Genomic DNA, 16,447 nt, shown 5'->3' with positions numbered 1-16,447 from the left:
TAGCCGTTGGCGGAATCTTGAAACTCGGGGTCGCCGCAGAAGCACCTACTAATGTAGGCGGGCCCGTCGACTGCGCCGCCGCGACCGAAGGACCGTGCAACGATCGGTCGGTGAAGGAGTTCCTCGAGTTCCTCGGTGCGCAGTCACCGTACGACCGGCTCGACGACGAGGACCTCCATCGCCTCGCCAAGACCGTCGAAGTCGAGTACTTCACGTCGGGCACCGTGATCGTCGAGGCCGACGCGGCACCGCTGGACTGCCTCTACGTCGTGCGGGTCGGCGCGGTCGAGGTCATCGACCGCGGCCGGATCACGGACGTCCTTGGCGCCGGGGAGACGTTCGGCCACATCTCGGTGCTGTCCGGGCTGCCGCCACCCTTGCAGGTCCGCGCCGCCGAGGACACCCTCTGTTACCGGATGCCCGATCCGCGGACGATCCTGACACACCCCGACCGTCTGCGATTCGCCCACTACGGCGGCCTGGTCGCCCGGGAGCGCCTCATCGACTCCGGCGGGTCGTTCGCCCGTCTGGAACGTCCGATCAGCGAGGTCGCGCATCCGATCACCTGGTGTGATGCCGACGATTCCGTCCGGTCGGTCGCCGCACTCATGACCAACGCGGGCCGGTCGTGTGCGCTGTTCCTGCGGAGCGGGCAGATCGGCATCGTCACCGACGACGACTTCCGCCGCCGCGTCGCCACCGGGGAGGTGGGTGTCGACGCGCCCATCACCGCGATCGCAAGCACCCCGGCGATCGTCATGAGCACCGACCGCACCGTGAGCACCGCGTATCTGTTCATGGTCGAGAACGGCATTCACCACCTCGTAGTGGTCGACGCCGTCGGCACCGCGGTCGGCATCGTGCGGGTCGTCGACATGGCCGCCGCGGAGGTGCGCAACCCACTGGTGATCCGCTCCGCCGCCGCATCGGCAACCACCATGGACGAACTCGTCGAAGCCTGCCGACTGCTGACGCCCACCACGGTCGAACTCTGGGACGCCGGCCTGCCGGTCGAACACCTCGGCGCTCTGCTGTCGACGATGGTCGAGTCGATCTTCCGCAAGATCATCGACCTGCACACCGCGACGTCGCCGCTGGCCGACCTGGACTGCTCGTGGATGCTGATGGGCTCCCTCGGTCGCCGTGAGCCCTTGCCCAACTCCGACGTCGACACCGCGCTGGCGTGGGCCGTGAAGCAACCCACCGACGCGGTGTTCACCCGGGAACAGGTCGCCGCAGCCACCGAACCGCTGATCGCCGCGCTGACCAGCTGCGGTCTCGCACCGTGCCCGCAGGGCCTCAACGCGTCGGCGCCGCTGTTCAACCGGTCGCAACGGCAATGGCGCGAGATCGCCGACGCCTGGCGCGCCCATCCCGACAACGTCGACTACCTGCTGATGGCCTCGACAATGTTGGATGCGCGGCCGATCACCCGCCCGGTGCTCATCCAACCGCTGCGCACCGCCCTGGTCGGCGGCATCGGCCGCGACGGGTTCACGCGAGCGCTGAGTCGCTTCTCCATGAACGACCGCCCGCCCAGTGGCTTCGTCCGCGGGTTCGTCGTGGAGCACTTCGGCGAGCAGAAGGGCCACCTCAACCTCAAGAAGTCCGGTCTGCGTCCGGTGGCGTCGCTGGCTCGCGCACTGGCCCAGCGCACTGGCGACCCCACCGGGTCCACCCCCCAGCGGCTCGACCGGGCCCATCGCAGCGGCCTGCTCACCGCCGACGAGGCCGACGCACTCTCGGGTGCCTTCAGCCTGTGCTACCACCTGGTGTTCGACAGCCAGATCGCTGCGATCAAGGAGGGCAGACCCGTCGAGTCGGCGATCGACCCCGGCAGGCTCGATCCTCTCGAGCGACGCCACCTCCGCAGTGCGTTCCGGACGATCAGCGGAATCCAGGACCGGTTGAGCCGCAAGTGGTTCGGCTTCGAGGGCCTGTGAGCATGGCGATCGACTGGGCACGAAGAATATCCCCGCGCCGGCCCCGGCGTACGGCCACCGCCGACGTGAACTGGCGGGCAGACACCTTCGTCGTGATCGACCTCGAGACCACCGGCCTCGATCCTCGACGCGACCACATCGTGTCCTACGGCGCGGTGCCGATCCGCGACGGGAGGGTCAAGACGGCCGATTCGGTCTACGGCCTCGTCCACGTGCCCGGCGACGTGCCACCGAGCTCGACCAAGTTCCACAATCTGCGGACCCAAGACCTCGAAGCGGCACCGCCGCTGGCGGAGTGCGTCGCCACCCTCGACGAGCTGATCGGTGACCACCCCGTCGTCGCGCACTGCGCCTGGATCGAAAGGTCGTTCCTACGCAAGGCATTTCGCCGTTCCTACTTGCCGTTCTCCAGCCCGATCGTCGACACCGCCGTCCTCGCCCGCCTCATCCTCGACGTCGACATCGGACCCGACCAGGCGGTGTCTCTGGAGTACGCCGCCACCGCCCTCGGCCTCCCGGTGCACTCCCCTCATCACGCTCTCGGAGATGCCGTCACGACGGCCAGCCTGTTCATCGCGCTTGCCAGTCAACTGGAGCGCGGCAAGACGCTGACCACCGCCCACCTCCTCGAAATGTCGGAAGGACGACCATGACAAAGGCTTCCGAGGTCTTCGGAACCAATCCCCGCACCGGCGAACCGTTGGAACCGGTCACCGATGAAACGACCGAAGCCGAGGTCGCCGCGCACCGCGCAGAGTTGATCGAGATCGCCTCGGCCGAAACGGGTTTCGGTGCAGCCAAGCTGGACGGCGAGATCAACCGGGCCGCCTTCCAATTCCGCTTCTTCGGCGACGTGATCAGCGAGGGCAGCTATCTGGAGGTGGCCATCGACCCGCCGGGTGACACCCCCATGGGGCCAAGGCCGGAGCTGCGACGAATACTCCACCCGCTCGGCCCGGTCGCGGTCTTCGGATCGAGCAACTTTCCGTTCGCGTTCTCCGTGCTCGGCGGCGACACCGCGTCCGCGCTGGCCTCGGGCTGCCCCGTCATTCTCAAGGCGCACCCGTCCCACCCGGCCACGTCGCAGCTGTCCTACGAGATCATCGCGGCCGCGCTCGCCGACGGTCCGGCACCGCAGGGCGTCGTCGCCATCGTCTACGGCACCCGAGCCGGAGCCGCGCTGGTGGCGCAGCCCGCCGTGAAGGCCGTCGGGTTCACCGGATCACTGCATGGCGGCAAGGCGCTGATCGACATCATTCAACACGCGCGACGAACCGATCCCCTTCTACGGCGAACTGAGCAGTCTCAACCCGGTCGTCGTCACCCCGGGCGCCGCATCTGAGCGTGCCGAGGAGATCGGCGCGGGACTCGTCGGATCCTTCACCGCCGGCTCGGGCCAACTGTGCACGAAACCCGGTTTCGTCCTCGTTCCCGACGGCGGCGACGGTGACCGACTGGTGGCGGCCGTGCACGCCGGAAAGGGCTTCACCGTCACGCCCATGATGGTCGAGACCACGCTCGACGAGCTGGACCCCGGGCTCGTGCACGAGGTGTTCGGGCCGATCACCATCATCGCCAGGTACCGGGCTGACTCGGTGATCAGTTCGGCGGCAAGGATATTCGACACCTTTCCACCGTCGCTGACGGCGACCGTGCACTACGCCGAGGTTGACGAGACCCTGCAAGCGCTGACCGACCTGGCGGCCGCCCATGCGGGGCGCGTGGTGTACAACGGGTTTCCCACGGGTGTCGCGGTGTCGTGGGCCCAACATCACGGCGGCCCGTGGCCGTCCACCAACCCGCTGCACACCTCGGTCGGTGCCACCGCGATCAGACGATTTTTGCGGCCGGTCACGTACCAGAACGCACCGCAACGGATCCTTCCGCCGGAGCTGCGCGATGGGTACATCGACATCCCCCGGCGCCTCGACGGCCGGTTGCACGCCGCCGGAGCCTGAGGCCCGTACTGTGTCCACGAACTGACGTCGGTGGACGGACATCGGACATGGGTGTTTCACACCGATTGCGGACGGGAACATCCTGCGCATCGTTCACGTTGTCGTGACGCGGGCACCGGATCGAAAGGACCAAAATGGCCACAGATTACGACGCGCCACGTCAGAAGGAAACCGACGACGCGGTCGACGAGTCACTCGAGGCGCTGGCCGGACGTCGCAACGACGCCGCTACCGCGGTGCTCGACGTCGACGACGGCGAAGAACTCGAGGATTTCGAGTTGCCCGGCGCAGATCTCTCTGGTGAGGAGTTCACCGTCCGAGTCGTGCCGAAGCAGAGAGACGAGTTCACCTGCTCGAGTTGCTTCCTGGTGCAGCACAGCCACCGCCTGGCCCGCCAGGTCGGCAACCGGATGATCTGCGCCGACTGCGCCTAATCGAAACACGTCGCAAAGCGGGCAATCACAACCGCAGGGTCACCCCGAGCAGCGCCAATAGACCGAGGCCGGCGATCATGGCGGCGACGATCGAGGCGATGGAGTAGCGAGTTAGGCGGCCAGTCGAGTGTTTGCATCCGGGGGCGGGTCAGCCCCGTTGCCTCCCAATCATCACGCGAACAGTCGCATTGCAAACTGACGGTAGCGTGAAAATTACCGGCTGATGTCACTCAGGGCGACGGCGCGACGGGCAGTGTCAGCGCGAACGTCGCTCCGCCGCCCGGTGTTTGCGTGACACCGATGTGGCCGCGATGGGCGGTTGCGATCTCGCGGACGAGTGCCAGTCCGATGCCGTAGCGCTGGCGTCCCCCCGTGGCAGTGTGGTTCTGGCCGTGGGAGAACCGGGTGAACAAGGTCGCCACCGCGTCGGGATCCACCCCGACACCGTCGTCGCGCACCTCGACGACGACGTCCTCGCCGCGGCGCTCGACGTGGATCACTATCGCCCCGCCGGGGTGCTCGTGGGCGAGCGCATTGTCGACCAGCGAGGTCAACGCGCGTCGGAGGGCGGCAGCCGATCCGAGCACCGCGAAATCCGTTGCGGTCCCGCCACGCCGATCCACGCTGAGGCCGACTCCTGCCCCTTCTGCATGCTCGGCCATGCTGTCGCAGACCGCATCGGCGACCTCGGAGAGGTCGACCCGGTCCCGGGTGACACCCTCCGTCGCCATCGAAGCGGACGCCAAGAGGTCCTCGATCACCTCACCCAGCGCCCTGGTGTCGGCTGCCAAGGCATCGATCTGCTGTTTGGCCTCGTGGGCGTCACCGTCGTCGAACCGGCGAGACAGCAGTTGAATCCTGGTGTGCAGCACCGTCAGCGGTGCGCGAAGCTCGTGTGAGGCGTCGGCGACGAATCGTCGCTGCAGAGCCAGTGCGTCGGTGAGCGGGCGAATCGAACGCCGCGTGAGGAGGACGACGACGGCGATCGAGGCGAGGATTCCCGCCAGTTCCGCGACGCCCAGCGAGAGCAGCAGACGGCTGCGTCCCTCCTTGTAGGACTCCAACGCGAGCATGGCCACCACCCTGCCTTCGGGCTTGTCGGTCACCAGGACGCGGTACTCGTCGTCGTCGAGTCGGGCATCCGAGAATCCTGGTGGCCTTGCCAGAAGATCCGCCGTCGGGAGGCCACGAGTGCTCTCCTGCACCTTTCCCGCGCGGTCTCGCACCACGAGCTGCATGCCCGGCGGCGGATCGGTGGCATCGTCGGCCGTCGACGCCACCGAGGTCAGCTGATCGGCGATCTGCTGGTTCTGGACGCGAACGTCGACGAGGAAGATCACCGCTCCGACCACCAGCAGGACCGCAGCCAGCGCGAGCGACGCCTGGACCGCGGCGATGCGGCCCGCACGACGTAAGACGGCGAGGTCGCTGCCAGGTGTCATGGCGTTCCGAATCGGTACCCGGTGCCATGAATCGTTCGCACCGCCGAACGACCCAGTTTGCGGCGTAGATAGTGCACGTACGTGTCGACTACCCCGGGGGTGTCGACACCCTCGAACGCCGCACTGAGCAGCTGGCCACGCGAGAAGATCCGGCCCGGGGCGAGCATCAGGACGCTCAGTAGCGCAGCTTCCCGTTCGGACAACTCCACGTCTGCAGTCAACCCCCGACCGCTCACGGTGCGGGTCACCCGGTTGAGGATCAACCCGTTGACCCGCAGCGTCGAACCGTCATCGGGTCGTCGAAGCAACGCCCGGATCCGAGCCAGCAGCTCCGGCACGTCGAACGGCTTGACCAGGTAGTCCTGAGCGCCAGCATCGAGCCCATCGACGCGGTCCGCCGTCGCACCGCGCGCGGTCAGCAGGAGCACGGGCGTCGCGATGCCCCGCGACCGCAGCACCTCGACGAGTTCGACACCGTCCATGACCGGCAACCCCCGATCGATGATCGCTGCGTCGTAGCGACCGGTCAGCGCGCGGTGGAGTCCCTGTTGACCGTCGCAGGCCGCCTCCACGTGGTAACCCTCGTCGACGAAGAGCGCCACGAGCATCTCGCTCAGAGCGCGGTCGTCTTCGACGATCAGCAGCGTGGGCGCTGCGGTCCGGTGGGCCACCCGACGAGCGTGCCACGCGAGTTCTTCGAAGGTTTGAAGAAACGGCTGCCAGCATCAGCGGCATGGACTCACCCCGTTCGGGATTCCGACGTGCCGCAGCCGCATCGTGGGCTCTGATGGGGCTTGGCGTCGCCGGCGTTGCAGGTGCCTCCGCCCTGGCGTACGCCGATACGTTCAAACCGCCGGCGACGGCAGCTCCCATCGTCGCCGTCGCCCCCTCCCCGCCAGAGCTCGTTCCGACGCCCGTCCTGGATCTTCCACCGGCACCCAACGTCCCGGCGACCACCGTCGACCCGCCGCTAGTCACCACCGAGACGACCGTCGAGCAGGCCCCCGCGCTCCCCTATTACACACCGGTACCCGAGTACACGCCACAGGCTCCCAAGCCCAGCGCCACCACTCCCCCGACGACCAAGCGACGCCTCGCACCCACGACGGTGATGGCGCCGAACTACTCACCGCAGATCACGATCTCCCGCGGCTCGTGACCCTCACCGCAGAGAAGACCGCAGAAGTTCAGTGGCAGCGATGGAGCATGGACATGCAGATCGTCGTCACCGATCCGAGCTCACTCACCAGCGCCAGGACGGAGACCGATGCCGAACTCGACGTCATCGAGGCCGCCGCGTCACGCTTTCGGCCGGACTCTGAAATCAACGCGCTGACAATGGCAGCCGGCCGCCCGACCGCGGTGAGCGAGATGCTGGCGAACCTTCTTGAGGCCGCGCTGACGGCGGCCCGTCTGACCGACGGCGACGTCGACCCCACGGTGGGCGCCGCCATGGTCGCACTCGGCTACGACGCCGACATCGCGATCGTGGAAGCGGCCTCGCCTGCGGTGCCCGCGTTCATCACTCCGGCCAACTGGTCGATGGTGACGTTCAACGGTCGAGCCGTCACCGTGCCACAGGGAGTCTTGCTCGACCTCGGGGCCACTGCCAAGGCGGTCGCTGCGGACCAGTGCGCTCAACGCGTCCAGGAGGTCACCGGAAGCGGCGTTCTGGTGAATCTCGGCGGGGACATCGCGACCGCCGGTCCTGCGCCCGACGGAGGCTGGCAGGTCCTGGTCCGCGACACCGACGACGACCCGGCGAGCGTGGTCGGGCTGCCGTCGGGCGCCTCACTGGCGACCTCGAGCACCCTTCGTCGCCGATGGCGCAACGGCGACGAACTGATGCATCACATTCTCGACCCACGGACGGGACGTTCCGCAGATCCGGTGTGGCGGACGGTCAGCGTGGCGGCGGAGACGTGTTTCGCCGCCAACACCGTCGCCACCGCCGCCGTCGTCCGCGGATGGCCCGCGCTGCAGTGGATACGCACCCTCGGGATGCCAGCTCGGCTCGTCGACGTATACGGGGTCGTCCACACCGTCGGCGGCTGGCCGACGCCCGGCGTCGAGTCACAGCGATGACCGATCAGGCGCTCTGGGCGCTGGGTCGCGGCACCGGGATCACGGCGCTCGCCTTCCTGACCCTCTCGCTGGGTCTCGGCATCGCCACGCGGTCGGGCCGCCGACTGCCCGCACTGCCTCGCTTCGCCGTGGCCGACGTACACCGCTTCGCCGCGCTGGCCGGAACCCTGCTAGTGGCAATGCATCTCGCACTGCTGTTCTTCGACCCCTACGCCCAGTTGCGGTTGCTGGACTTCGTGATCCCGTTCCTGGGCGCCTACCGGCCGCTGTGGCTCGGGCTGGGCACCGTCGCCTTCGACGTGCTCATCGTGGTGATCGTCACCAGCCTGCTCCGACATCGAATGGGAGTGCGCGCCTTTCGCGTCGTGCACTGGGCGACCTACGCGTTGTGGCCGATGGCGCTGGCCCACGCACTCGGCAACGGCACCGACGCCGGCCGGGCCTGGTTCCTGGCCTTCGCGGCGTGCTGCGCGTTGACCGTCGCCGCCGCCCTGACGTGGCGGGTGCGGGCGGACTTCGTCGAGTATGCCGACAAGCGAATCGTGGAGCGTCGATGAAGATGCAAAGCCAACAACGCCGGGAACCGCCCATCGCTCAACGTCTCCTCGCCGCGCACGGTCCGGGCCTCAAGGAACACCACGCACGGTTCGGACGACTTCCCTCCGGTTCGGCGGATAATCTCGTCTCGTCGCTGGAGCAGGCTGGCCTGACGGGTCGGGGCGGCGCCGGGTTCCCCACCGGCCGCAAGATCGCGTCCGTCACCGGACGAAAGCCCGTCGTGATCGGCAATGGCGCCGAAGGCGAACCGCTCAGCCACAAGGACGCGATGCTGCTGACCCGGGCGCCTCACCTGGTGCTCGACGGCTTGCAGCTGGCCGCCGAGGCCGTCGGCTCGAAGACGATCTACCTATACCTACCGAACCGCGTCGCAACGGCCGCACGGTTCGCGATCGGCGAGCGCGCTGCCGCCGGCTGGGATCGACGCCCGGTGACCGTCGTGGAAGCCCCCGATGCATTCGTCGCAGGGGAGGAATCTGCGGTCGTCAGGAGCATCGAAGGAGGACCTGCGCTGCCCCGCGACCGCACGGTCCTGACGTCCACGTCCGGCGTCCGAGGGCGCCCGACACTGGTCAACAACGTCGAGACCTTGGCCAACGTCGCATTGATCGCACGCTACGGCGATCGTTGGTTCCGGTCGGTGGGAGACCCTGCCCAGCCCGGCACCATGCTGGTCACTCTGTCGGGCGCAGCCGACGGTTGGACGGTCGTGGAGGTGCCGACCGGAACTCCGCTCACCAACGTGATCTCGCACGGCGGATCCACCGACCTCCGCGACGTGAGCGCGGCGCTGATCGGCGGCTACCACGGCAGCTGGATTCCCTCGACGGCGTTCGCCGAGGCCACGCTCTCACGGGCGGGCCTGGCCCACCTCGGAGCCAACCCGGGCGCCGGCATCGTCCACATGCTGCCGATCGACGAGTGCGGCCTCGTCCGTACCGCGGACATCCTCGCCTACCTCGCCGAACAAGGCGCCAAGCAGTGCGGACCGTGCCGCAACGGATTACCAAGGCTTGCCACGCTTTTCGACGAACTCGCCTACGGACACCTCGACGACGCCCTCCTCGACGAGGTGCACCGGATCCTCGGCCTGTTAGACGGCCGCGGTTCCTGTCGACACCCGGACGGAACCGTCAGGCTGGCACGCAGCGCGCTCACCGTCTTCGCACACGACATCGAGCAGCACCGTTCCGGCCGCTGCGATGCCGCCCTCGCCACGGTGCAGAGCACCGACCGTCGCCCTAGCGAGACCCGATCGTGAAGAAGCCTCCAAAACCCGTGCGCCTGCACATCGACTGGACCAGATGCGATGGACGCGGGCTGTGCACTGAGTTGCTGCCGGCCCTTCTCAAACGTGACGACTGGGGTTACCCATTGGTGCGCAACGGTTCCCGCGAACCCCAGATTCCACCCGGCGACATGGCCGAAGCGCGCATCGCAGTGGACCGCTGCCCGCGACTCGCCTTGTCACTGATCGCACCACGTCCATCTTGAGCGAGTACTTCGCCATCGCGATGCTCATCGCCGCGGCCCTTCTGGCGGTCATCCACGTGCGCGAGGTACGCGGCAAGTCCGTCAAGCCCGTCTCGTGGATCGTGGCGGTCATCGTCGTGATCTTGAGCGTCGCCACCTCCGTGCAGGTCTACCGCATCGCGGATTCCGGAGCGGCCGCAACCTAGGATGGTCGGACACCCGTCGCCGACGGCAAACACGCCCGACTGACCTGACCCCCGCATTCACCGAGGGCGTTTCGCCGCGTATCGGTTGCGGGCGATCAGAGTGACGTGGAGGTCCTCGATCAGGGGGTCGAGGAAGACCTTCTTGTATTCGTCGTCACCGACGGACCGCGCGCTGACGTACATGAAGGTCAAGACGCACAGGATGAGGGTCATGTGAATCAGCGACTGCGGCACGGGGATGGTCATGCCGAGGACGGCACCGTCGGTGGCGCCGTCGCCGGACCACTTGGCCAACACCTCGGGGCTGAGCAGGATCAGGCCCAAGACGAAGTAGAGCGCGGAGGTGCTGATCGCGACCAACAGCAGGTGGGTGATCTGGGCGGCCGCCAACACGACGAGGACGTTGAGGCGTTCGCCACGGCCTAGCCGGCGGTTGACCGGCAGGTCGGGCGTTGCGGCGAACGGTGTGCCGGTCATCTGGTGGGTGTCGCCGGCGGAACGGCTGGCTTCGAGCATCGGCCTGACCCGAGAGAGCGTGGCCGACACGATGAAGGCGGCCGTGACGGCGAAGAGGAATGTCAGAGCGAGCAGCAGTCGCGCCTGACTGATCGCGTCGGACATCAACCACACCTAGGTGTTGAAGAAGACCACCACGGTCAGCAGCAGCACGGGTAGGGCGCGGACGAACAGCGCACCCATGGCGGCGAGTTGAGTCATCGTCAGTCGCATCGCCCACGCCAGCACCGCGCCGGCACCCGAGCCGGTGAGCGCTACGAGCAGCACCAAGACGGCGAGTGCGCCAGGGACGTGGGACATCCCGCCTTGCCAGAGATTGGCGACGAGGGCACCATCACCGCGACTACCGCCACGACGGACTGCGTTCGTCGGCGGCGGCGGGACACCACCCAGCCGACCAACGCCCCCATCGGCACCGCGAGTCCCATCACGGCCAACACGATTCGCTCCACCCGGGTCGGCGCGCCGTCGATGTAGACCTCGCTGGTGCCGAGGAGCAAGTGCACCACCAGCAGAGCGGATACCACGGTGGCGTACGCGGTCAGCGCGGGCGCGGATCGTGGCCACACGTAGCGCCACCGTGCCCGCGCCGTCAGTGCCGCAGGGAGCCCTCTGGCCAGAAACCAGCGCTCGGCCTCGTCGCGGTCGCGATCATGGGTTGTCGTCAACGGACGCCGTATCGACCGTTGCCGTGTCAATGCGAGAAGACCTCGGCGACTCCAGGTTCGGCGTCCAGCACCTCGTCACGTCCTCTGCCGTCACCGCGACACCGGCCTCTCGCTTGGGGGTGCTGTGCACATTAGGCTCGGCGGCTGGTTTCTGCCAAGCAAATTGGCGTTTTGGACAAGGAGTTCCCGGAGCTTCACGTTCGACCGCGAGGGGTCGCTCGATGCAGGCCGTCGGACCCGAAGCGAACCAAGTGCTATCCCCTTGGAGCCGTTGACTTCCCACCGTTTCGCGGGTTTAGTGCCCTCGCGCCACGATGACGGGCATACGCGACGACTGTGCCACCGCCGAGCTGACCGATCCGAGCTGCATGCCCGCGAACCCGCCGCGCCCGTGACTGCCGACGACGACGAGCTGTACCTGCTCCGAGTTCTTGATGAGCACTTCGGCGGGGCGGTCGGTGACGGCGATGGGATGCACGTGGACGCGAGGATGACGTTTCTTCCACGGGGCGAGCCGATCACTGAGAATCTCGTCGCCCAGCGCTTGCATGACCGACGAGTCGACGGGGGGAAAGTCACTCAGTGCAGCGTCGCTCCACGCGTGCACGGCGATGATGTCGACGCCGCGGCGATCCGCTTCTTCGAAGGCGATTTCGGTCGCCAACTCCGATGCGGGCGATCCGTCCACGCCAAGGAGAATCGGTGCATGCGCCGGATCCGGCATCATCGGATCCTCGTCGTGGATCACTGCGACGGGGCAATGGGCGTGATGCACCAGCCCGGCACTGACCGAGCCCAGCAGCAGTCGTCGGATGGCCCCGATGCCGCGGCAGCCCACCACGATCATCGCCGCGTCATTGGTCAGATCGACCAGGGCGGGAACGGTGGCTCCCGCGAGGACCTGGCTGTGAACCTGCAGCGAACCGTTATCCCGGGTCGCTGCCTCCGCGGTCTCCACGGCGGCCCGGATGACGTCGTCGGCCTTGGCCTGGTGCCACTCCTTAAGATCAGGCAACCGCTCCGCTTCGGTCCACACCAACATCTCTGGAGTCGGAACGACGTGAACGACGGTGAGCGGTACCCCGCGTAACACCGCATCCCTGGCGGCCCAGTCAACGGCTACGCGTGATGCCGGCGACCCGTCGACTCCGACGACGATGCCGTGATGCTCGTCCTCTTTCGACATGGTGTACTCCCTTCGAAGTCAGTAGGCGGCAGTGCTCACGCGGCTGCCGGAGACCAGCTGTCGGGTCCGAAGATCTCGTAGTGGATCTGGATGGCGGGTACGCCCTTCTCCAGTAGGGCGGCACGGATTCCGGTCGTCGGCAGGCGGGAGCCCATGTCCTCGTACAAGCGGTGCATGCTGGCAGATGGGAGCGCCCCGACGAGTTCGCTAAGCTGCGCTCGGTGTGCGTGAGTGCTGGCGGAGCGGTCCGCGTGCATCACCACGATCGACCGTTCGTCACTGGTCTTGGCCAAGTGGTCGAGCATTCCGATGACTGGTGTGCAGCCGATGCCTGCGGAGATGAGCAGCAGTGGCGCATCGTCGTCGGGCAGTACGGCGTCCCCGAAGGGCGTGGTGACATCCAGAACGTCGCCCTCGAACACGTTGTCGTAGAGGAAGTTCGACACCTCACCCGCCGGCACGCTCGTCACGTCGGACATGGCATGCGCTTCGATGCGTTTGACGGTGATGCACCAGTCGTACGTTTCCGGCGCCGAGCACAGACTGTACTGCCGAATCTGTCGAGCACCGTCGGGAAGGTGCACACCAACCGAGATGTATTGGCCAGGAACGAAGGACGGTAGCCCTTCGGGACCTCCCGAGGTGAGAACGAACGATAACGAGTCTGCCGTCTCCTGCCGGCGTCCGTGTAGAGCACCTTCTCCCTCGAGATCAAGGAATGCGCCATGAGCCAGTACAACTCGTCCCACGCCGCGGCGACATCCGGGGTCACGGCGTCACCCAGCACCTCCACGATCGCCTCGAACAGATGGGTGTGCACGGTTTGGTACTGATCGGCCGTGATGCCGAGTGACGCGTGCTTGTGTGCGATTCGCGAGAGCATCAGCTCCATGCGCGCAGGGTCAGGGTCCAGCTGCATGGTCGCGAAGCCGGCAATGGATCCCGCGAGCGCCTTCTGTTGCTCGCCCTGTTTCTGATTGCCGCGGTTGAAGAGGTCGCGTTCGAGTTCGGGGTGCGCCGCGAACATCTTCCGGTAGAACAGCGGAGCTATCTCGTCGATCTCGGCACCCACGGCCGGAAGGGTCGCACGAATGACGTCCTTGGACTCCGCTGACAACATCGTCGATCTCCCAATCTTTGGGCGCGTGGCAAATCCTGCGGACACCTGGCTAGTTACGAACCCTAGGTTTGTTGCACCGGAAGCACAGGGGCCCTTTGTCACCAGTTGGTGGCCGGTAGGAGGTTGTCGCGGGTGTCGTAGAACTTGAGGTGGCGATGCCCGCGATCCCAGACCACGTCAGTGTGGCGATGACCGAGATCGCCGACAACATGCAGGAGTGCCTGCTGGTGTTGGCCGTGGGTGCCGGTTTGCAGGTGATGGCGGCGTTGATGGAGGTTGACGTGACCGAGCTGGCCGGCCCGCTGCTGCCGTTGGTATCGCGCTGGACCCGAAGTTCAGCAATTCCGCGGCGCACACTTCATCGGAGTATCACGGCGTCGTCGTCACTTACGCGCAGGTGGCCAGCCACCCGACCCGGCACCGGGTGCGCACCGAGAATCTGAGACTGCAGACAGTTCAACCGCTCGTCAAGCCAACGATCTTCGTGTGGATCGGTGAAGACGACGAACGTTGATACTACGACGTCAACGGTGTCGATCACCCAATCACGCAACTCCAGTGTCTGGCGCAGTCGCGCGGGAAGACGCCACAGCTCGTTCGCTAGCGCAGAGCGCCCCATAGTTGGCACAACAGAGGAACGAGGCGCTTCTGACATGCCCGCGTTCATGTTCGCCATGAGCTGCCCTCCCTCCAATTCGCCTTTCCAGCACTCGGGATAACCGGTCGATCCGCAGTAGGGGTCCTCGGACGCTACACCTAGTAGCGACGTAACCCGCTACATACTCTTTAGCTTGAATATCATCAATGGAATTTCCAGGTCGAACTTCGTCGGCCGAAACCGACGGCCAAAGGGCGTCAGTTTGCTGGACGGCAACCTCAGGGTCGCAAAGCTACCGGTCCGTGAAGAAGCAGGAGAACGAGGTCGATTCCGGGAGTCGGTGGATCAGACTAGGGGGCAGCCATTGTGCAGCCGTCTCATTCGCCTCCCGCCGACGTTCACCGACGCGAATCGACGCGTCAAGCACGAGAATGGCCCGAAGTCGGCCCCATCCGACGCCCCGCGACACCCCGCCAAGGCTCCGTAGTTGCGGGTTCGAGCTCCGCGGGGCCCACTTGTAATGCTGCTTCTTGGCCGAGGGGTGTCGGCCGAACCAGAAACGAACCACTTACTCGAGCTGGATGAGTTCGGTGAGGGCCCCGGTGAAGTCGGCGGTGGTGATCGCCCAACCCTCGATCCCGATCGTCCCATGAGCGGTACCATCACCCGTGCGTTGCTTGGCAACGCCGGCCATCACGCCACTCTGGGAGAGGTGAAGGCATGGATGCGAACGCTGAGACGACCGCCGGCTCGACAGCCCCACCCTTGCTATCGCTCGAACACGTCACGAAGAGGTTCGGACCAGTCACCGTGATCGATGACGTCTCGGTCTCCGTGTATCCGGGGAAGGTTCAGGCTCTTCTTGGTGAAAACGGTGCGGGAAAGTCAACCTTGATCAAGATGATGGCGGGCATCTACCAGCCTGACGGCGGGCGGATCCTCATCGACGGCAAAGAAACCAAGTTGCCGGACACCAAGGCCTCGGAGGCCCATGGGATCGCCACTATCCACCAAGAGCTCAACCTCGCGCCGAACCTGTCCGTTGCCGAGAACGTGATGCTTGGCAGAACCCCGCAACGCTACGGACTCGTAAACAAGTCCGAAATGAACCGGCTTGCGAGAGCCGCGTTGGAGCGGATCGGCCTCGACATACCCCTCGACACACCCGTCGGGCGGCTCGGGGTCGCGAAGCAACAGCTCATTGAGATCGCCAAAGCGCTTAGCCTCGACGCCCGAATGTTGATCCTCGACGAACCCACGGCGTCCCTGACAGGCCGCGAGATCCGCCAGTTGTTCGAGGTCGTCGAAGATCTTCGTGAGAAGAATGTCGCGATGGTCTTCATCAGCCACCACCTCGATGAAATAGCGGAAATCGGCGACATGGTCACAGTCCTTCGGGACGGCCAATTCGTCAAGGATGTCCCGGCTGACACGCCTGAGGAGGAACTGGTCCAGCTCATGGTCGGACGCAGTATCGACAAACAGTACCCTCGGTCCGTCCCCGAGATTGGTGAACCCGTCCTCACGGTCGAAGGGCTCACGCGGCACGGCGCTTTCGCTGACATCGCGTTCTCGGTGCGTGCAGGAGAGGTGCTCGGTGTCGCGGGTCTCGTGGGTGCCGGACGAACGGAGGTTGTCCGCGCCCTGGCTGGCGCGGACAACTACGATTCGGGCCGCGTCACGGTGCACGGGAAGGAAGTCCCCAAGAATGACGTGGCCACTGCCATCAGGTCCGGAATTGGACTCGTGCCCGAGGATCGAAAGAGCCAGGGCCTGGTCCTGATTGCGGACGTGAACGAAAACCTTGGATACGCCACGCTCTACGCGACCTCCCATTTGGGACTGGCGGACCTCAAGGGCCAACGCGAACGGGCCGGTGATGTCGCAAAAACCCTTCGGATTCGGATGGCCGGACTGAACCAGCGGATCAAGGACCTCTCGGGCGGGAACCAGCAGAAAGTGGTCTTCGGGCGCTGGATGCTCGCGAATTCGGACGTACTCCTCCTCGACGAACCGACTCGCGGCGTTGACGTCGGTGCGAAGGTCGAAATCTATGAGTTGATCAACGAGATCACCGCGAGGGGTGGTGCCGTCGTGATGGTTTCCAGTGATCTCCCCGAGGTCCTCGGTATGAGCGATCGAGTGCTCGTCATGAGCCGGGGCCGCGTCTCCGGTGAGATCCCAGCATCGGAAGCAACGCAGGACGCTGTGATGACCTTGGCCGTTCAAGATGTCAGCGACCAGGGCAGGTCTTCCTCAG

General features: G+C 66.2%; 19 protein-coding genes and 2 pseudogenes. 13 read left to right on the top strand and 8 right to left on the bottom strand.

The features are described from left to right. The first annotated feature begins 110 nt into the window (after window positions 1–110). The 5 genes from VET27_RS07500 (at window position 111) to VET27_RS07480 (ending at window position 4,335) form a co-directional block, all read left to right on the top strand. Window positions 111–1,943: a putative nucleotidyltransferase substrate binding domain-containing protein gene (locus VET27_RS07500; RefSeq protein WP_526516641.1), complete on the top strand. Its 1,833-nt coding sequence runs from the start codon at window positions 111–113 to the stop codon at window positions 1,941–1,943. Window positions 1,944–2,008: 65 nt separating this feature from the next. Further along, on the top strand, window positions 2,009–2,596 hold the full coding sequence (locus VET27_RS07495) for a 3'-5' exonuclease (protein WP_526516639.1): 588 nt from the start codon (window positions 2,009–2,011) through the stop codon (window positions 2,594–2,596). Next, window positions 2,593–3,285 (top strand): aldehyde dehydrogenase family protein, encoded by a 693-nt coding sequence (locus VET27_RS07490; protein ID WP_526516637.1) that lies wholly within the window; start codon window positions 2,593–2,595, stop codon window positions 3,283–3,285. The genes VET27_RS07495 and VET27_RS07490 overlap by 4 nt, the downstream gene beginning before the upstream one ends. 115 nt (window positions 3,286–3,400) lie before the next feature. Next, on the top strand, window positions 3,401–3,901 hold the full coding sequence (locus tag VET27_RS07485) for a hypothetical protein (RefSeq protein WP_526516635.1): 501 nt from the start codon (window positions 3,401–3,403) through the stop codon (window positions 3,899–3,901). A gap of 134 nt (window positions 3,902–4,035) precedes the next feature. Beyond that, window positions 4,036–4,335 (top strand): DUF4193 family protein, encoded by a 300-nt coding sequence (locus VET27_RS07480; protein ID WP_526516633.1) that lies wholly within the window; start codon window positions 4,036–4,038, stop codon window positions 4,333–4,335. A 230-nt stretch (window positions 4,336–4,565) separates the two neighbouring features. Here VET27_RS07480 and VET27_RS07475 read toward each other — a convergent pair whose 3' ends face one another. Beyond that, window positions 4,566–5,777 carry a sensor histidine kinase gene (locus VET27_RS07475; RefSeq protein ID WP_526516631.1) on the bottom strand — a complete coding sequence of 404 codons (1,212 nt, stop codon included), beginning with the start codon at window positions 5,775–5,777 and terminating at the stop codon, window positions 4,566–4,568. Continuing rightward, a complete protein-coding gene (locus VET27_RS07470) occupies window positions 5,774–6,448 on the bottom strand; it encodes a response regulator transcription factor (protein WP_526516629.1) in 675 nt (224 codons plus the stop codon). Before VET27_RS07470 ends, VET27_RS07475 begins: the two co-directional genes overlap by 4 nt. Before the next feature lie 62 nt (window positions 6,449–6,510). Between VET27_RS07470 and VET27_RS07465 the strand changes: the two genes are divergently transcribed. Genes VET27_RS07465 through VET27_RS07440 form a run of 6 tightly spaced genes read left to right on the top strand, consistent with a single transcriptional unit; the run spans window position 6,511 to window position 10,099 of the window. Then, the gene (locus VET27_RS07465) at window positions 6,511–6,936 is read left to right on the top strand and encodes a hypothetical protein (RefSeq protein WP_526516627.1); all 426 of its coding nucleotides are present in this window, start codon (window positions 6,511–6,513) and stop codon (window positions 6,934–6,936) included. Beyond that, window positions 6,933–7,862, top strand: a complete 930-nt coding sequence (locus VET27_RS07460; RefSeq protein ID WP_526516625.1) for an FAD:protein FMN transferase — start codon at window positions 6,933–6,935, stop codon at window positions 7,860–7,862. The genes VET27_RS07465 and VET27_RS07460 overlap by 4 nt, the downstream gene beginning before the upstream one ends. After that, window positions 7,859–8,419: a ferric reductase-like transmembrane domain-containing protein gene (locus VET27_RS07455; protein ID WP_526516623.1), complete on the top strand. Its 561-nt coding sequence runs from the start codon at window positions 7,859–7,861 to the stop codon at window positions 8,417–8,419. The genes VET27_RS07460 and VET27_RS07455 overlap by 4 nt, the downstream gene beginning before the upstream one ends. Continuing rightward, window positions 8,416–9,681, top strand: a complete 1,266-nt coding sequence (locus VET27_RS07450; RefSeq protein WP_526516621.1) for an NADH-ubiquinone oxidoreductase-F iron-sulfur binding region domain-containing protein — start codon at window positions 8,416–8,418, stop codon at window positions 9,679–9,681. The genes VET27_RS07455 and VET27_RS07450 overlap by 4 nt, the downstream gene beginning before the upstream one ends. Next, complete coding sequence (locus VET27_RS07445; RefSeq protein WP_526516619.1) at window positions 9,678–9,914, top strand: ferredoxin; 237 nt, start codon at window positions 9,678–9,680, stop codon at window positions 9,912–9,914. The genes VET27_RS07450 and VET27_RS07445 overlap by 4 nt, the downstream gene beginning before the upstream one ends. Then, the gene (locus VET27_RS07440; RefSeq protein ID WP_526516617.1) at window positions 9,911–10,099 is read left to right on the top strand and encodes a hypothetical protein; all 189 of its coding nucleotides are present in this window, start codon (window positions 9,911–9,913) and stop codon (window positions 10,097–10,099) included. Before VET27_RS07445 ends, VET27_RS07440 begins: the two co-directional genes overlap by 4 nt. A gap of 57 nt (window positions 10,100–10,156) precedes the next feature. Here VET27_RS07440 and VET27_RS07435 read toward each other — a convergent pair whose 3' ends face one another. The 5 genes and pseudogenes from VET27_RS07435 to VET27_RS07415 all read right to left on the bottom strand — a co-directional run bounded on the left by VET27_RS07435 (window position 10,157) and on the right by VET27_RS07415 (window position 13,589). After that, complete coding sequence (locus VET27_RS07435; protein ID WP_526516615.1) at window positions 10,157–10,720, bottom strand: hypothetical protein; 564 nt, start codon at window positions 10,718–10,720, stop codon at window positions 10,157–10,159. 9 nt (window positions 10,721–10,729) lie between these two features. Then, window positions 10,730–10,885 carry a hypothetical protein gene (locus VET27_RS07430; protein ID WP_526516613.1) on the bottom strand — a complete coding sequence of 52 codons (156 nt, stop codon included), beginning with the start codon at window positions 10,883–10,885 and terminating at the stop codon, window positions 10,730–10,732. Further along, window positions 10,870–11,283, bottom strand: a complete 414-nt coding sequence (locus VET27_RS07425; RefSeq protein WP_526516611.1) for a hypothetical protein — start codon at window positions 11,281–11,283, stop codon at window positions 10,870–10,872. Before VET27_RS07425 ends, VET27_RS07430 begins: the two co-directional genes overlap by 16 nt. 295 nt (window positions 11,284–11,578) lie before the next feature. Then, a complete protein-coding gene (locus tag VET27_RS07420) occupies window positions 11,579–12,469 on the bottom strand; it encodes a universal stress protein (RefSeq protein WP_526516609.1) in 891 nt (296 codons plus the stop codon). Window positions 12,470–12,504: 35 nt separating this feature from the next. After that, window positions 12,505–13,589: pseudogene (locus VET27_RS07415) on the bottom strand (globin domain-containing protein). A gap of 155 nt (window positions 13,590–13,744) precedes the next feature. On the opposite strand from VET27_RS07415, the pseudogene VET27_RS07410 reads away from it, so the two are divergent. Beyond that, window positions 13,745–13,894 (top strand): annotated as a pseudogene (locus tag VET27_RS07410) (IS256 family transposase); the annotation flags it as partial. Window positions 13,895–14,755: 861 nt separating this feature from the next. On the opposite strand, the gene VET27_RS07405 reads toward VET27_RS07410, so the two are convergent. Continuing rightward, a complete protein-coding gene (locus tag VET27_RS07405; RefSeq protein WP_526516607.1) occupies window positions 14,756–14,881 on the bottom strand; it encodes a hypothetical protein in 126 nt (41 codons plus the stop codon). A gap of 26 nt (window positions 14,882–14,907) precedes the next feature. On the opposite strand from VET27_RS07405, the gene VET27_RS07400 reads away from it, so the two are divergent. Beyond that, on the top strand, window positions 14,908–16,447 hold a 1,540-nt coding region (locus VET27_RS07400; protein WP_526516605.1), incomplete at its 3' end, for a sugar ABC transporter ATP-binding protein.

Source organism: Mycobacterium sp., assembly GCF_035633495.1.
In the GTDB taxonomy this organism is placed as follows: Bacteria; Actinomycetota; Actinomycetes; order Mycobacteriales; family Mycobacteriaceae; genus Mycobacterium.
The sequence above is the reverse complement of the archived record's forward strand: the minus strand, read 5'-3'. Positions and strand labels throughout refer to the sequence as shown.

Excerpts from the sequence above, each read along its gene's own strand:
- VET27_RS07475 (WP_526516631.1), bottom strand. The coding sequence starts at position 5,777 with ATGACACCTGGCAGCGACCTCGCCGTCTTACGTCGTGCGGGCCGCATC.
- VET27_RS07405 (WP_526516607.1), bottom strand. The coding sequence starts at position 14,881 with ATGGCCGGCGTTGCCAAGCAACGCACGGGTGATGGTACCGCTCATGGG.
- VET27_RS07465 (WP_526516627.1), top strand. The coding sequence starts at position 6,511 with ATGGACTCACCCCGTTCGGGATTCCGACGTGCCGCAGCCGCATCGTGG.
- VET27_RS07420 (WP_526516609.1), bottom strand. The coding sequence starts at position 12,469 with ATGTCGAAAGAGGACGAGCATCACGGCATCGTCGTCGGAGTCGACGGG.
- VET27_RS07435 (WP_526516615.1), bottom strand. The coding sequence starts at position 10,720 with ATGTCCGACGCGATCAGTCAGGCGCGACTGCTGCTCGCTCTGACATTC.
- VET27_RS07455 (WP_526516623.1), top strand. The coding sequence starts at position 7,859 with ATGACCGATCAGGCGCTCTGGGCGCTGGGTCGCGGCACCGGGATCACG.
- VET27_RS07490 (WP_526516637.1), top strand. The coding sequence starts at position 2,593 with ATGACAAAGGCTTCCGAGGTCTTCGGAACCAATCCCCGCACCGGCGAA.
- VET27_RS07480 (WP_526516633.1), top strand. The coding sequence starts at position 4,036 with ATGGCCACAGATTACGACGCGCCACGTCAGAAGGAAACCGACGACGCG.
- VET27_RS07450 (WP_526516621.1), top strand. The coding sequence starts at position 8,416 with ATGAAGATGCAAAGCCAACAACGCCGGGAACCGCCCATCGCTCAACGT.